Annotated in this window: 11 protein-coding genes and 1 tRNA gene; 8 read left to right on the forward strand and 4 right to left on the reverse strand. The window is 67.6% G+C overall.

Annotated features, from left to right (window positions below):
* Positions 1-10 precede the first annotated feature (10 nt).
* Genes hypF through DK842_RS13645 form a run of 3 tightly spaced genes read right to left on the reverse strand, consistent with a single transcriptional unit; the run spans position 11 to position 3,476 of the window.
* The gene (gene hypF / locus DK842_RS13635; protein WP_232538480.1) at positions 11-2,305 is read right to left on the reverse strand and encodes a carbamoyltransferase HypF; all 2,295 of its coding nucleotides are present in this window, start codon (positions 2,303-2,305) and stop codon (positions 11-13) included.
* Between the two features lie 2 nt (positions 2,306-2,307).
* Positions 2,308-3,123 (reverse strand): hydrogenase nickel incorporation protein HypB, encoded by an 816-nt coding sequence (gene hypB, locus DK842_RS13640; protein ID WP_114061929.1) that lies wholly within the window; start codon positions 3,121-3,123, stop codon positions 2,308-2,310.
* A gap of 11 nt (positions 3,124-3,134) precedes the next feature.
* Positions 3,135-3,476 (reverse strand): hydrogenase maturation nickel metallochaperone HypA, encoded by a 342-nt coding sequence (locus DK842_RS13645; RefSeq protein WP_168191905.1) that lies wholly within the window; start codon positions 3,474-3,476, stop codon positions 3,135-3,137.
* A gap of 267 nt (positions 3,477-3,743) precedes the next feature.
* Between DK842_RS13645 and DK842_RS13650 the strand changes: the two genes are divergently transcribed.
* The 8 genes from DK842_RS13650 to DK842_RS13685 all read left to right on the forward strand — a co-directional run bounded on the left by DK842_RS13650 (position 3,744) and on the right by DK842_RS13685 (position 12,108).
* Positions 3,744-4,280: a 4Fe-4S dicluster domain-containing protein gene (locus DK842_RS13650; RefSeq protein ID WP_114061931.1), complete on the forward strand. Its 537-nt coding sequence runs from the start codon at positions 3,744-3,746 to the stop codon at positions 4,278-4,280.
* A 30-nt stretch (positions 4,281-4,310) separates the two neighbouring features.
* On the forward strand, positions 4,311-6,458 hold the full coding sequence (gene fdhF / locus DK842_RS13655; RefSeq protein ID WP_114061932.1) for a formate dehydrogenase subunit alpha: 2,148 nt from the start codon (positions 4,311-4,313) through the stop codon (positions 6,456-6,458).
* Positions 6,459-6,461: 3 nt separating this feature from the next.
* Positions 6,462-7,448, forward strand: a complete 987-nt coding sequence (gene moaA / locus DK842_RS13660; protein ID WP_114061933.1) for a GTP 3',8-cyclase MoaA — start codon at positions 6,462-6,464, stop codon at positions 7,446-7,448.
* Positions 7,449-7,483: 35 nt separating this feature from the next.
* Positions 7,484-8,071, forward strand: a complete 588-nt coding sequence (locus DK842_RS13665; RefSeq protein ID WP_114061934.1) for a HupE/UreJ family protein — start codon at positions 7,484-7,486, stop codon at positions 8,069-8,071.
* Between the two features lie 558 nt (positions 8,072-8,629).
* A complete protein-coding gene (locus DK842_RS13670) occupies positions 8,630-9,343 on the forward strand; it encodes an ABC transporter permease (protein WP_114061935.1) in 714 nt (237 codons plus the stop codon).
* A gap of 37 nt (positions 9,344-9,380) precedes the next feature.
* Positions 9,381-10,304 carry a glycine betaine ABC transporter substrate-binding protein gene (locus tag DK842_RS13675; RefSeq protein ID WP_114061936.1) on the forward strand — a complete coding sequence of 308 codons (924 nt, stop codon included), beginning with the start codon at positions 9,381-9,383 and terminating at the stop codon, positions 10,302-10,304.
* 11 nt (positions 10,305-10,315) lie between these two features.
* Positions 10,316-10,963 (forward strand): ABC transporter permease, encoded by a 648-nt coding sequence (locus tag DK842_RS13680; protein ID WP_114063741.1) that lies wholly within the window; start codon positions 10,316-10,318, stop codon positions 10,961-10,963.
* Positions 10,963-12,108 (forward strand): osmoprotectant ABC transporter ATP-binding protein OsmV, encoded by a 1,146-nt coding sequence (locus tag DK842_RS13685; protein WP_114061937.1) that lies wholly within the window; start codon positions 10,963-10,965, stop codon positions 12,106-12,108. Before DK842_RS13680 ends, DK842_RS13685 begins: the two co-directional genes overlap by 1 nt.
* Before the next feature lie 195 nt (positions 12,109-12,303).
* On the opposite strand, the gene DK842_RS13690 is transcribed toward DK842_RS13685, so the two are convergent.
* Positions 12,304-12,393: transfer RNA gene (locus DK842_RS13690), tRNA-Ser, on the reverse strand.
* Between the last annotated feature and the right edge of the window lie 92 nt (positions 12,394-12,485).

Genomic DNA, 12,485 nt, shown 5'->3' on the forward strand with positions numbered 1-12,485 from the left:
AGCGGGCTCCTCAGGGATGGAAATGTCTTTGCGCCACCCAGGCCTGGCCCAGGGCCAGGCCGCCGTCGCCGGCGGGCGCCCGCCGCGCCTGCAGCATGGACAGGCCGCGTCGGCCCAGCGCGGCATGCAGGCCGCGCGCCAGGATGGCGTTTTGCAGGCAGCCGCCGCCGCACGCCACGCGGCGCAGCCCGTGGCGGCGAGCCGCCTGGGCGGCCCAGTCGGCCAGCGCTTCGATCAGGCAGGCATGGAACAGCGCCGCGCCCTCGGCCGGGGCCATGCCGTCGGCCAGCCGGCGCAACAGCGGCGACAGGTCCAGCGTCTGCTCCTCGTCTATCCGGTGCAGCCGTGGCGGCTTGTCCGGCAAGCCGTGGCGTTCGGCCAGGCCTTCCAGCCGCATCGCCGCCTGGGCTTCGAAGCTGGTGCGGGCAGCCACGCCCAGCAGCGCGGCGGCGGCGTCGAATTGCCGCCCCAGGCTGGTGGTCGCGGCCATGGGTTTGCCGTTGGCCAGCCAGCGCGCCAGTTGCGGCGCGGCCGCCTCGCGGGGGAAGCGGTGGGCGATTTCCTCGTCCGCGCCCCAGCCGTGCAGCGCGGCGGCGGCCATGCGCCAGGGCTCGCGCGCGGCGCGGTCGCCGCCGGGCAAGGGCAGCGGGGCCAGATGCGCCAGCCGCTGGCTATGGGCGCCGTCCACCAGCAGCAGCTCGCCGCCCCAGGCCGCGCCGTCGTCGCCCAATCCGGCGCCGTCCAGCGCCAGGCCCAGCACCGCGTCGTCGCATTGCTGTTCGGCCAGGATGGCGGCGATGTGGGCATGGTGATGCTGCACCGCCAGGGCCGGGAGGCCCCAGCGTTCGGCCAGCTCGCGCGCCAGCCGGCTGCTGAAGTAGTCGGGGTGCAGGTCGTGGGCGACGCATTCCGGCCGGGTGGCCAATAGCGTCTGCAAGTGGGCGACGGCGGCCTCCAGCGCCTGGCAGTTGGCCACGCGGTCCAGGTCGCCGATGTGTTGGGACAGGAAGGCTTCGTTGCCGCGGGTCAGGCACAGCGTGTTTTTCTGCTGCGCGCCCAGCGCCAGCACGGACGGCCCGCCGCGCGACAGGCCGATGGCGCAGGGTGTGTAGCCGCGGCCGCGGCGCAGGAATTGCGCGTGGCCGTGGCAGCCCATGCGCAGCACGCTGTCGTCGCAGCGGGTGACGATGTCGCGGTTATGCTCCAGCACCGCGTCGGCCAGCACCGGCAGCAGCACGCGGGCGTCCTCGTCCGCGGTGATCAGCGGCTCGCCGCGAAGGTTGGCGCTGGTCATCACCAGCAGCAGCGGCTGCGGTTGTTTCAGCCAGCCGGCGCCGGCCGGCCGGCCGGCGGCTTCGTGGAACAGCAGGTAATGCAGCGGGGTGTAGGGCAGCATCGCGCCCAGCCAGGCCACATCCGGCGCCACGCCGGCCAGCGCCTTGTCGCAGGCGGCGGTCTTGGGCAGCAGCGCGATGGGGCGCTGGGCCGAGTTCAACAGCCGCAGCGACAGTTCGTCCGGCTCAGCCAGGCCGGCCAGCGAGACGGCGTTGGCGGCCATCACCGCCAGCGGCTTTTCCTCGCGGGCCTTGCGCTGGCGCAGCCGGGCCACGGCGCCGGCGTCGCGGGCGTCGCAGGCCAGGTGATAGCCGCCCAGGCCCTTGATGGCGACGATCTCGCCGCGCCGCAGCCGCTTCAGCGTTTCGGCGATGGCATCGCCGGCGACAAGGCCCGCCGCGTCTCGCAGCGAGAGCCTTGGGCCGCAATGCGCGCAGGCGTTGGGTTCGGCATGGAAGCGGCGGTGCCGCGGGTCGCGGTATTCGGCCAGGCAGGCGGGGCACTGCGGAAACACGGCCATGCTGGTTTGGGCGCGGTCGTAGGGCAGGCGGTTGACCAGGGTGTAGCGCGGCCCGCAATCGGTGCAGTTGATGAAAGGGTAGCGGTAGCGCCGGTCGGCGGGGTCGAACAGTTCGGCCAGGCAGGCGTCGCAGACGCAGCTGTCGGCGCCGATGGCGGCGCGGTTGCCGCCGGCGGCGCTGTCCAGGATGGCGAAGCCGGCGTCTTCTTCCCGCTCGGGCCGCGGCTGGCGCAGTACTTGGTCGATGCGCGCCAGCGGCGGCTTTTCGGCCAGCAGGCGGCTGGCGAAGCCGTCCAGCTGGGCGCGGCCGCCTTGCAGCTCCAGCGTGACGCCGTCGCCGTCGTTGCGTATCCAGCCGGACAAGGCGAGCTCGTCCGCCAGCCGGTAGGCGAAGGGGCGGAAGCCAACCCCCTGCACGATGCCTCTCACCGTCAACTGTTCGCGCGCCATGGTCAACCTCCTTCGCCGCAACCGGCCGCCAGCCAGTTCAGCCATTCGTCGCAGCCTTCGCCGGTTTTGACCGACAGCCGGATCACCGGCAGGCCGGGGCGAACCCGGCGCGCCATGCGGATGGCGGCGGCGATGTCGAAGTCCAGATGGGGCAGCAGGTCGGTCTTGCTGATGATCAACAGGTCGGCCGCGCGGAACATGTCCGGATATTTGAGCGGCTTGTCCTCGCCCTCGGTCACCGACAGGATGGCCACCTTGTGCGCCTCTCCCAGATCGAAGGCGGCGGGGCACACCAGGTTGCCCACGTTCTCGATCAGCAGCAGGCCGCCGTTCGGCATGGCCCGGTCGCGCTCCAGCCGCGCCAGCGCCTGGGCCACCATGCGGGCGTCCAGATGGCAGCCCTTGCCGGTGTTGATCTGCACCGCCGGCGCGCCGGCGGCGCGGATGCGTTCGGCGTCGTTGGCGGTTTGCTGGTCGCCTTCCACCACCGCCACCGGCTTGCGCCCGGCCCAGCGGCCAATGGTGTCCACCAGCAGGCTGGTTTTGCCGGAGCCGGGGCTGGACACCAGATTGAGCGCGAAGACGCCGCGTTCGGCCAGCAGCCTGCGATTGCGCGCGGCGCGGGCGTTGTTGTCGGCGAGGATGTCCTGCTCGATGGCGACGATGCGTTCGGCCGGGGTGTCCGGCGCGTGCGCGGCGTCCAGCGGGCCATGGCGCTGGCCGGCCAGCCGGTAGCCGCTTCCGGGCGCGCCATGGCCATGGCCGCGCTTGCCGTTGATGCTGACTTGTCCGTGGCCGCAGCCGCAGGTTGTGCACATGGTGTTTCCTCCTAGCGGATTCCGATATCGACCACCCTCATCTCGTCGCCGCCTTCCAGCGCCAGGTTTTCGCCGCCGCAGCGCGGGCAACGGGCCGGGAGGGAGGCGATTTCGGCGCGCTGCCCGCAGTCGCCGCAATGGGCCTGGGCGGGGCGGCGCTCGGCCTGGAATTCGGCGTCGGCCGCCAGGGTGTCCCGCGCCGCCAGCTGGCAGCAGTAGAGCAGGGTGTCTGTCTCCGCATGGGCTAGCAAACCCAGTGCCAGGCGGACGCGGGTGACGCGGCGGGCGCCGGCGCGGCGCGCGGCGGCCTCGGCGATGGCGACCACGCTTTCCGCAAGTGTCAGTTCGTGCACGGTTTTTTTCTCCTGGCCGGCCCGCGCCTCGATGCGGGCGATGCGGCGGCTTGGCGGCGGGCGACGGTGTCGAGGCGTCGTCACTTCTGACGATGCGCGGCTGGGCGGTTGCGGCGTTCGACACCGGCGTCAAGCCGGATTTCTGTTTCGAAACAGGACATTGCGCGGAAGCGGGCGGCTGGCATGGCTTATGCAAGGCATGAACGCGAGTTTTCGCAAAGCTTGCAATCGACGTTCGGGCGGCTGCCGCCGCTTGAGGAGGCTGAAATGAATCGGTTCATCATCGCTGAACCCCAAAACTGCATCGGCTGCCGCACCTGCGAAGTGGCGTGCGCGCTGGCCCATCCGCTGAGCCCTGGCGATCCATTGTCGCCGGACAACTTCCATCCCCGGCTGACGGTGATCAAGAGCGCGCGAATCAGCACGCCGGTGTTGTGCCGGCAGTGCGACGACGCGCCCTGTCTGAACGCCTGTCCCAACGCCGCCATCGTCTACGCCGGCGACAGTGTGCAGGTGCTGCAGGAGCGCTGCGTGGGCTGCAAGACCTGCATGGTGGCCTGTCCTTACGGCGCGATGCAGGTGGTGACGGTGAGGCAGCGGCCGGAGCCGGGCGGCTTCGCCACGCGCCAGCTCAAGGCCAAGGCTTTGAAGTGCGACTTGTGCGTAGGGAAGACCGGCGGGCCGGCATGCATCGCCACCTGTCCCACCAACGCGCTGCGCATGGTGGAGCCGCAGGCGCTGGAGGCCGCCATGAAGAAACGCCGGGAGCAGGCCGCGCTGGACACGCCGGCGCTATCGCTCTGAATCGAACGCAACGCGCAAAAGGACAGGAAAATGGAGAAGGTGATTTCGGTTTGCCCGTACTGCGGTTCGGGCTGCAAGCTCAATCTCTTGGTGGAAAACGGCAAGATCGTCGGCGCGGAAGGCGCGGACGGCGTGACCAACCAGGGCGAGCTGTGTTTGAAGGGCTATTACGGCTGGGACTTCCTCAACGACACCAAGCTGCTGACGCCGCGTTTGCGCCATCCGATGATACGCCGCCGGCGCGGCGGCGAGTTCGAGCGCGTCGGCTGGGACGAGGCGGTGGCCTTCGTGGCCGGCCGGCTTAGTCAGATCAAGGGCGAGCATGGTCCGGACGCCATCATGTTCACCGGCTCCTCGCGCGGCACCGGCAACGAGTCCAACTACATCGCGCAGAAGTTCGCCCGCGCGGTGATCGGCACCAACAACATCGATTGCTGCGCCCGGGTCTGCCACGGGCCGTCGGTGTCCGGGCTGATGGCCACGCTGGGCAACGGCGCGATGAGCAACTCGATCTGCGAGATCGAGGACACCGACTGCATTCTGGTGTTCGGCTACAACGCGGCCGATTCCCACCCCATCGTCGCCCGCCGCATTCTCAAGGCCAAGCAAAAGGGCGCCAAGATCATCGTCTGCGACCCGCGCTACATCGAAACCGCGCGCGTGGCCGACTTGCATCTGCAATTGAAGAACGGCTCCAATATGGCGCTGGTCAACGCCTTCGCCCATGTGCTGATCAGCGAAGGCTTGTACAAGGCGGATTTCGTCGCCGAGCACGCCGAAGGCTTCGAGGAATACAAGGCCGCCGTCGCCAAGTACACGCCGGAATACGCGGCCGAGATCACCGGCCTGCCGGCCGAACTGATCCGCCAGGCCATCCGGATGTATGCCGCCGCGCCCAGCGCCACCATCCTGTGGGGCATGGGCGTGACCCAGTGGGGCCAGGCGGTGGACGTGGTCAAGGGCTTGTCCAGCCTCGCCACCCTCACCGGCAACCTGGGGCGGCCCCATGTCGGCGTCGGCCCGGTGCGCGGCCAGAACAATGTCCAGGGCGCTTGCGACATGGGCGCGCTGCCGAACACGCTGCCGGGTTATTACGACGTCAGCGACGCCGAGGCGCGCGCGCGCTTCGCTGAGGCTTGGGGCGTGGACAGCCTGCCGGCGGAGAAGGGCTGCAGCATCACCGAGGTGGCGCATCGCATCGAGGCCGGCTCGCTGAAGGCGTATTACATCTTCGGCGAAGACCCGCTGCAGACCGAGCCCGATCTGGGCATGATGCGCCGCGCTTTCGAGAAGCTGGACCTGATCGTGGTGCAGGACATCTTCATGACCAAGACGGCGATGGCGGCCGACGTGATCCTGCCCGCCACCTCCTGGGGCGAGCACGAAAACGTGTTCTCCAGCGCCGACCGCGGCTTTCAGCGCTGCTACAAGGCGATAGCGCCTCCGGCCGACGTCAAGGACGATTGGGAAATCTACAGCCTGATCGCCACGGCCATGGGCTATCCCATGCATTACGACAACGCCCAGCAGATTTGGGACGAGCTGCGCGGCCTGTGCCATCTCTACACCGGCGCCAGCTACGACAAGATGGCCGGCCTCGGCTATGTGCAATGGCCGTGTCCCAGCGAAGACCATCCCGGCACGCCGTGGCTGTACGAGGGCCGCCGGTTCGACACGCCCAGCGGCAAGGCCAGGCTGTTCGCCGCCGAGTGGCGGCCGCCGCTGGAAACGGTGGACGCTGAATATCCGCTGGGCCTGTGCACGGTGCGCGAGGTGGGCCACTACTCCTGCCGCTCGATGACCGGCAATTGCGCGGCCTTGCAAACGCTGGCCGACGAGCCGGGCTTTGTGCAGATCCACCCGAATGACGCCAAGAAGTTCGGCATCGCTGACCAAGCGCTGGTGTGGGTGGCCTCGCGCCGCGGCAAGGTGATCACCCGAGCCAACCATAATCCGCGCGTCAACGCTGGCGCGGTCTACATGACCTACCAGTGGTGGATAGGCGCCTGCAACGAGCTGACGGTGGACCACCTGGACCCGATCTCCAAAACGCCGGAGCTGAAATACTGCACGGTGCGGCTGGAACCCATCGCCGACCAGGCCTGGGCGGAAAACCACGCGCGCGGCGTTTACGCGCGGCTGAAGGCGGACCTGCGCAAGGCCGCGCTGGCGGAGTAGGGCATGGACAAGCCGCCGCTGATCGACCGCCACGGCAGGCGCATCGCCTATCTGCGGCTGTCGGTGACCGACCGCTGCGATCTGCGCTGCCGCTATTGCCGGCCGGCGGGCGGCGGGTCTTACGCCGAGCGGGCGGATTGGCTGAGTTTCGCCGAAATCCGCCGTCTGGTGGGCCTGTTCGCCGCCATGGGCGTGGGCCGGGTGCGGCTGACCGGCGGCGAGCCGCTGCTGCGCGCCGGCATCGTCGATCTGGTGGGCGAGCTGGCCGCCGCGCCCGGCGTGCGCGACCTGTCGCTATCCACCAACGCCACCCGGCTGGCCCGGCACGCCGCCGCGCTGAAGGCGGCCGGCCTGGGCCGGGTCAATGTCAGCCTGGATTCGCTCAGGCGCGAATGCGTGAGCGCCTTGTGCGGGCGGGACTGCCTGGACGCCACCCTGGCCGGGCTGATGGCGGCCAAGACGGCGGGGCTCGCGCCGATCAAGCTGAACATGGTGGCGCTGCAAGGCGTCAACGACGGCGAGATCGAGTCGATGGCGGCATTTTGCTTCGTGCACGGCTTCATCCTGCGCCTGATCGAGGCGATGCCGATGGGCGAGGCCGGCCGCGCCGCCGCCTACCTGCCGTTGGACGGCGCGCGGGACCGGCTGGTCCGCCGCTTTCACCTGCGGCCGTGCGCCAGCGAGCTGGGCGGCGGGCCGGCGCGATATTGGCAGACGGCGGACGGGCATGGGCAGGTGGGGTTCATCACGCCCATCTCCCAACACTTTTGCGCCAGTTGCAACCGGGTGCGGCTGGCGGTGGACGGCGCGCTGTACCTGTGCCTGGGGCAGGAGAACAAGCTGGAATTGCGCCCGCTGCTGCGCGGCGGGGCCGACGATGGCGAGCTGGAGGACGCCATCCGGCGCGCGGTGGACGGCAAGCCCTGGGGCCATGATTTTGGCGCGCCGGGCGGCGCCGTTGTACGATTCATGTCGCATACCGGCGGCTAAGCCGGATTTCTGGATTGAACCATGAGGAAAACAAGATGAAGACACGCACCTGGATATCGCTGCCCTTGCTGGCGCTGTTGCCGGGCCTGGCCATGGCGCATATCGGCAGCGACGCCGGCATTCACCATGGCTCTGCCTTTTTCATCGGCTTCGTCCACCCGTTCACCGGGATGGACCACTTCGCCGCCATGCTGGCGGTGGGCGTCTGGAGCGTGCTGGCCACCCGCCAAGTGTGGGCGATGCCGTTCGCCTTCGCCGGACTGTTGCTGGCAGGCGGGTTGATAGGCTTTACCGGCGCGGCGGTGCCGGCGGTGGAGCCGATGATCGCCGCTTCCTTGCTGGTGTTGGGCCTCCTGGTGTGCGCCCGGGTGAAGATGGCGCTGCCCTGGGGCATGGCGGTGGTGGGGCTGTTCGCCGTGTTCCACGGCATCGCCCACGGCGGCGAGTTGCCGGCAGGCCAGGCCGCCGCCGCCCTGTCCGGCATGGTGCTGGGCACCATGATCCTGCACGTCGCCGGCATGGGCATCGGCGCTTTTTTCAAGCAACGCAGCGCCTGGTACGCGCGGGCGTTGGGCGGCGGCATCGCCGTGCTGGGCGTCGGATATCTGGCCGGCGTGCTGTGACGCGCGGCGCGTGAAACCGCGATTCCGGCCCTGCGTCGGCGCGCGGAATAGAGAAATGGATCGGAAGCCAGGCTTCCGATTTTTTATGCTATTCGATAATTATGCGCCGGCGTGAAACGGCCTGGCAGGCGGCATCGAAATGAGTACCGGCATGGAATGTTGTCTATTGTTTTTTAATGACTTTATCCATTTCGGCCACTTGGGGAAAGCTGCGGCTGGGAGCCGTTTCGGTGTGGCGCGACAGATTTTACAGAGAGTACATTAGAATCAAAAAAATAGATAAATTTCGATTTTTATTTCGCAATATCAAGATTATTATGGATTTTTTGAATATTAGATTGTTTGCATGTTGATTTGGTCGATGTTATAGTATTTTCCAGTTCTTCGGCGCTTCGCGCGCCGCTCAATCTCGGGCTTGCGCCCGTTCCCGCGTTTTACGCGCCTCGTATCCGGCTCGGCCGGATGTCCTGAAAATCTACTGGCAGCTCTCTGGTTGTCGCGATCATTACAGCGGATCGCCGACGGTTTCATCGTCGCTATCCGCCAAGGAGGACGCAGATGCACAAAAGAGCGTTTGGCAAGCGCAGCATGATCTGGCTGATCCCGGCCGCCCTGGCGGCGGGACTGTATTACGGCCTTGGCCCGGCCGTGTGGGCGGAATACCGCGAAGACCTGCTCTATCTGGGCGGGCGGCATCTTTATCTGGTCGGCGTGTCGATGGCGCTGGCGCTGGCGGTGGGCTTGCCCAGCGGCATCCTGCTGAGCCGGCCGGGGCTGCGGCGCAGCGCCGAATCCTGGATGCAGATCTTCAATATCGGCAACACCCTGCCGCCGATGGCGGTGCTGGCGCTGGCCATGGTGGCGCTGGGCATCGGCGACGCGCCGGCCGTCGCGGCCCTGTTCCTGGCGTCCTTGCTGCCCATTGTGCGCAACGTCTACGCCGGCCTGGCCGGCTTGCCGCCGGCCATGCTGGAGGCCGCCGACGCCATCGGCATGACGCCGCGCCAGCGGCTGTGGCGGGTGGAGCTGCCCAATGCCTTGCCGGTGATCCTGTCCGGCGTGCGCGTGGCGCTGGCGTTGAACGTCGGCACCGCGCCGCTGGCCTTCCTGATCGGCGCCAGCAGCTACGGCGAGCTGATCTTTCCCGGCATCTACCTCAACAACCATACCGCCCTGTTGCTGGGCGCCGGCGGCACCGCGCTGATCGCGCTGGCGCTGGACCAGATGGTGGCGGCCCTGGGCCGCGCGGCCGCCGCGCGCGGCATGGCCTGAGGCGCCAGCTCGCGACGCGGGCTCGCATGGAGAAATTATGAAAATGATCGTTATGTTTCGGCGCGGCCTGGCCGCGGCGGCGGCATTCGCCATCGCGCTGTCGTGCGCGCCGGCTTGGGCGGCCAGCCTGACGCTGGGCAGCAAGAACTTCACCGAGCAGCATCTGCTGTCCGAGCTGACCACGCAATACCTTGCCGGCAAGGGCTATGAGGTGACGCAAAAGACCGACCTCGCCTCGGTGATCCTGCGCAAGGCGCAGGAGAGCGGGCAGATCGATCTGGCCTGGGACTACACCGGCACCGGCCTCATCGTCCATCACGGCATTCAGAAGAAGATGAGCAACGAGGAGGCCTATGCCGAGATCAAGCGGCTGGACGAGCCTATGGGCCTGATCTGGCTGAACCCGGCCGCGCTCAACAACACCTACGCGCTGGCGATGAAGCGCAGCCGCGCCGAGGCCGAAGGCGTGCGCGCGCTGTCCGATCTGGTGCGGGCGGTGAACCGCAACAACGGCGGCGGCAAGCGCTGGCAGCTGGGCTTCGACATGGAGTTCGCCGGCCGGCCTGACGGGCTCAGGCCGTTGCAAAAGCTGTACGGCATGGTCTTGAGCCGGCCGCAAATCCGGCAGATGGATTCCGGCCTGGTCTACAACGCCATTCGGGACGGCTTCGTCGACGCCGGCCTGGTCTACACCACCGACGGCAGGATTCCAGGTTTCGACCTGCTGGTGCTGGAAGACGACCAGGGCTTCTTCCCCGCCTATTCGGCGACGCCGGTGGCGCGCAAGGACGTGCTGGACCGCCATCCCGGACTGGCCGACGAGCTGAACCGGCTGTCCGCCTTGTTGGACAACGACGCGATGTCGGCGATGAACGCCGAGGTGGATATCCGGCACCGTCCGGTCAGGGACGTGGCGGCCGAGTTCCTGCGCAGCCATGGCCTGGCGAAGGAGGAGGCATGATGGAAACCCTGCTGGAAACCGGCCGCTACATGCTGGCCAATCTGCCTTATATCGGGGCATTGGCCTGGCAGCATCTGTCGCTGGTCGGCATCGCCGTCAGCCTGGCGGTGCTGCTGGGCGTGCCCTTGGGCATCGCCATCGTACGCTTTCCCGCCCTAGCCGGCGCGGTGCTGAGCCTGGCTACCGTGCTGTTGACCATTCCGGCCATCGCATTGTTCGGCCTGATGATCCCGCTGTTTTCGCTGATCGGCCACGGCATCGGCGCGGTGCCGGCCGTCACCGCGGCGTTCCTCTACTCGCTGCTGCCCATCGTGCGCAACACCCATGCCGCGCTGACGCAGCTGGAGCCCGGCGTGCGGGAGGCCGGCCGCGGCATCGGCCTGACATTCTGGCAGCGCTTGCGCTGGGTGGAGCTGCCGCTGGCGGTGCCGGTGATTTTCGGCGGCATCCGCACCGCGGTGGTGCTGAACATCGGCGTGATGGCCATCGCCGCCATCGTCGGCGCCGGCGGTCTCGGCACCTTGATCCTGCATGGCATCAGCCAGAGCGACATCCGCAAATTGATCGCCGGCGCCGTCGTGGTAAGCCTGCTCGCCGTGGCCATGGACTGGCTGCTGCTGCGCGCCCAGCGCGCGCTGACACCGAAAGGAATCCGCTGATGATAGAACTGCAAAACCTGTGCAAGCGCTTCACCCAGAAAAATGGCCAACCGGTCCGCGCGGTGGACGATGTCAGCCTGAAAGTGCCGGAGGGCGAGATTTGCGTGTTGCTCGGCCCGTCCGGCTGCGGCAAGACCACCACCATGAAGATGATCAACCGGCTGATCGAGCCCACGTCCGGCAGAGTGCTGATAGGCGGCGAGGACACCGCCGGCATCGACACCGTGACGCTGCGCCGGCACATCGGCTACGTGATCCAGCAGATCGGCCTGTTTCCCAATATGACCATCGAAGAGAACATCATGGTTGTGCCGCGGATGCTGGGCTGGGACAAGAAGCGCTGCCGCGAGCGCGCCCGCGAGCTGATGCACATGGTGGCGCTGGACCCGGACCGCTTTCTGCAGCGCTATCCGCGCGAGATGTCGGGCGGCCAGCAGCAGCGAATCGGCGTGATCCGCGCGCTGGCGGCCGACGCGCCGGTGCTGCTGATGGATGAGCCGTTCGGCGCGGTGGACCCGATCAACCGCGAACAAATCCAGAACGAATTCCTGCAGATGCAGCGCCAGTTGGGCAAGACCGTGATGCTGGTCAGCCACGACATCGACGAGGCGATCAAGCTGGGCGATCGCATCGCGGTGTTCCGCCAGGGGAAGATGGTGCAGTGCGCCGGCGCCGACGAGGTGCTGGCGAACCCCGCTGACGATTTCGTCGCCAGCTTCGTCGGCCATGACCGCACGCTGAAGCGCCTGCTGCTGGTGCGGGCGGGCGAAGTGGCCGAGCAGCGGGAGACGCTGACCGCCCGGCTGGATACGCCGCTGTCCGCCGCTTACGGCATGATGGACGACGCAGACTTGTTGCATCTGACCGTGGTGGACGAGGCCGGCGAGCCGCTGGGCTTCGTCAAGCGCCGAGACGCCAAGTCCGGCGGCGATGGCCGCTGCCGCGACAAGATCAATAGTATCGAAGTGACGGCCGGCGTCGGCGAGAACCTGCGCATCGTGCTGTCGCGCCTGTACGAGCACAACCTTACCTGGATGCCGGTGGTGGACGAGGCCGGCCGCTATTGCGGCGAGGTGTCGCAGGACTATATCGCCGATTACCTGCATTCGGGTCGCACGCGCAAAAAGGAAGCCGCGTTGGCTTGATGAGGTTGCGGGCGGCTGAGGAGGGCGCGATATTCGCGCCTTTTTTACGTCCGCGAACGTCGTTCTTGTGGAGGCGCTGGACTGGATTGGGCGTGTCTTTCCGCTGCCGAACGCGGAGAGCATCCCGCGCGGGGATGCTAGGAAAGCAGGCAACAAAAAAGCCCTTGATCGCTCAAGGGCTTGATTGCGTTCTACTGGCGGAGAGGGAGGGATTCGAACCCTCGGTACGCTCGCACGTACGCCTGATTTCGAGTCAGGTACATTCGACCACTCTGCCACCTCTCCGGTGTCAGTCGAGGAGCGCATTATGTCCGTGCGAGCCTGTGCTGTCAATAGTTTCTTGCAGTTTTGCGGCCATGCAAAACGCCACCGCAAGG

The sequence above is a fragment of the Chromobacterium phragmitis genome (genome assembly GCF_003325475.1).
GTDB lineage: Bacteria > Pseudomonadota > Gammaproteobacteria > Burkholderiales > Chromobacteriaceae > Chromobacterium > Chromobacterium phragmitis.

Coding starts and splice junctions, on each gene's coding strand:
- DK842_RS13675 (WP_114061936.1), top strand. CDS start 9,381: ATGAAAATGATCGTTATGTTTCGGCGCGGCCTGGCCGCGGCGGCGGCA.
- DK842_RS13665 (WP_114061934.1), top strand. CDS start 7,484: ATGAAGACACGCACCTGGATATCGCTGCCCTTGCTGGCGCTGTTGCCG.
- DK842_RS13685 (WP_114061937.1), top strand. CDS start 10,963: ATGATAGAACTGCAAAACCTGTGCAAGCGCTTCACCCAGAAAAATGGC.
- hypB (WP_114061929.1), bottom strand. CDS start 3,123: ATGTGCACAACCTGCGGCTGCGGCCACGGACAAGTCAGCATCAACGGC.
- moaA (WP_114061933.1), top strand. CDS start 6,462: ATGGACAAGCCGCCGCTGATCGACCGCCACGGCAGGCGCATCGCCTAT.
- DK842_RS13650 (WP_114061931.1), top strand. CDS start 3,744: ATGAATCGGTTCATCATCGCTGAACCCCAAAACTGCATCGGCTGCCGC.
- fdhF (WP_114061932.1), top strand. CDS start 4,311: ATGGAGAAGGTGATTTCGGTTTGCCCGTACTGCGGTTCGGGCTGCAAG.
- DK842_RS13670 (WP_114061935.1), top strand. CDS start 8,630: ATGCACAAAAGAGCGTTTGGCAAGCGCAGCATGATCTGGCTGATCCCG.
- hypF (WP_232538480.1), bottom strand. CDS start 2,305: ATGGCGCGCGAACAGTTGACGGTGAGAGGCATCGTGCAGGGGGTTGGC.